The following is a 1804-nucleotide window of genomic DNA, read 5'->3' on the forward strand; positions in this document are numbered from 1 at the left end:
GGGATGCTGTTGGCGAATTCGGGGCCCAGCGTTGATCGCTTCGTCCCGTCGGGAGTTCATCCGGCGGGACGAAGTGCTGCCAGGTGGGAGGTCCGGGTGTGGGCCCGGGACCGGTCCGCGGTCCAGGCATTGAGGCGGGCGAGGTTGATCGCGGCTGCGGTGAGCTGGTGCTGGAGCCGGGTCTTGGCGAGTCCTCGATAGCGGCTTTGCCGCAGGCCAGCGGTGTGGACGGCGTGGGAGATGGTGCCCTCGATGCCGTTGCGGGCCGCGTAGCGTTCCCGCCACTCGGGTGTTCCCCGGGCGGCGCGGGCCTGCTGGATCGCTTCGTGTTCTGCGCGGGGTCGCAGGGTGATCTCGCGCTTGGTGGCGCGGTTGGAGCTGATGCACTGGGGGCGGGCGGGGCAGGGACGGCAGTCGGTGGGTGAGAAGGCGATCCGGATGATCGGAGCGTCACGGATGGAGAACGCGTCACGCCACTGGCGGGATGTGTTGCCGTTTGGGCAGGTCACCGTTTTGGCGTCCCAGTCCACGGTGAAGGCTGCCTGGTTGTAGGGGCCGGTGGCCTGTGCGGATCTATCGCTCGCGATGGGGCCGGTCAGGGTGATGCCGTGGTCGCGGGCAGCAGTGACGATGCGCGGGCCGTCGATGTAGCCCGCGTCCAGCAGGTGCTCACCGGGCAGAAGATCCTTCGCCGCCAGGATGTCGTGGATGAGATCGGTGGCCTTGATGTCCTGGACGGTGGCGTCGGTGGTCAGCACATTCGTGATCAGGTGGGGTGTGTCCGGGTCGCAGGTCTCGGTGAGATGGACTTTGAAGCCGTCCCATTTGATGTCGCGTTTCACGCTCGCGCGGGCTTCGGTTTCATAGGGGCTGACCAGGCGTAATGCGCCTGGCGGGCAGGCTTTTGGGTCCCGCCACTGCACCTCGCCTTCCGCGTCGACGACGTACTGCTGCACCCATGCCCGGCGCAGGATCTGGACGGCGGGAAGCTCGCGCAGCCAGATAGGCGCGTCGGGCGTGTGCACATCGGTGAGCAGGCGCATCCCGTCCCGGCCGGTCTGCTCGGCCAGCTCAGTCCGCTTTCCCTGGCCCGATGGCAGCCAGTAATCCTCCGGCCGGGTGGCATACCTGTCGAACCACGCCGGGTCGGCGTGCGCGGTGAGCCAGTTGGGGGCCGCGGCGGCGAGCGCGTTGAGGGCGGTCCGCATGGTCTCGATGACGAACTCCAGCCGGTTCAGCGACCGGATCGCGGCCAGCACGTGGGTGGAGTCGGTGCGGGCGCGGCCCGGCGCCTTGAGCACTCCAGCCTGCCGGGCGGTCTCAAGAACCCGGTCGAAGATCTGCTGGCCGGCGTCGGCCTCGACCAGCCGGGCACGGAACTCGCTGAGCACCGAGAAGTCGAAGCCCGGATCGGTCAGTTCAAGGCCCAGGGCGTACTTCCAGTCGATCCGGGCCCGCACCGCCAGGGCCGCCTGCCGGTCCGGCAGCCCCTCGGTGAACTGGAGCACCGATACCAGCGCCAGTCGGCCCGGTGACCAGGCCGGCTTGCCCCGGGTCGGGAACAGATCCGCGAACTGTTCGTCCCGGAACAGCACCCCCAGCTCGTCCCGCAGCCGGATCGCCAGGCTCCCCTTCGGGAACGCCGCCCGGGCCACCCGCACCGTCTCCGCAGGGATCTCCCCATCCCCGATCGGACGCAGCGACATCGAAACCTCCCCATACGACAACGTCGGCCTTCAAGACCACAACCGGGTGTTGAAGGCCGACGTCACGCCGAGCCACGAATTCGCCAACAGCATCCCCG

General features: G+C 68.7%; 1 protein-coding gene. It reads right to left on the reverse strand.

The window, feature by feature from the left end; translation table 11 throughout:
* Positions 1-56: 56 nt before the first annotated feature.
* Entirely contained in the window at positions 57-1706 is a 1650-nt protein-coding gene (locus tag ACFU8Q_RS41290; protein ID WP_384465298.1) for an IS1182 family transposase, read from the reverse strand.
* Between the last annotated feature and the right edge of the window lie 98 nt (positions 1707-1804).

The sequence above is a fragment of the Streptomyces sp. NPDC057543 genome (genome assembly GCF_042801895.1).
Classification (GTDB): Bacteria; Actinomycetota; Actinomycetes; order Streptomycetales; family Streptomycetaceae; genus Streptomyces.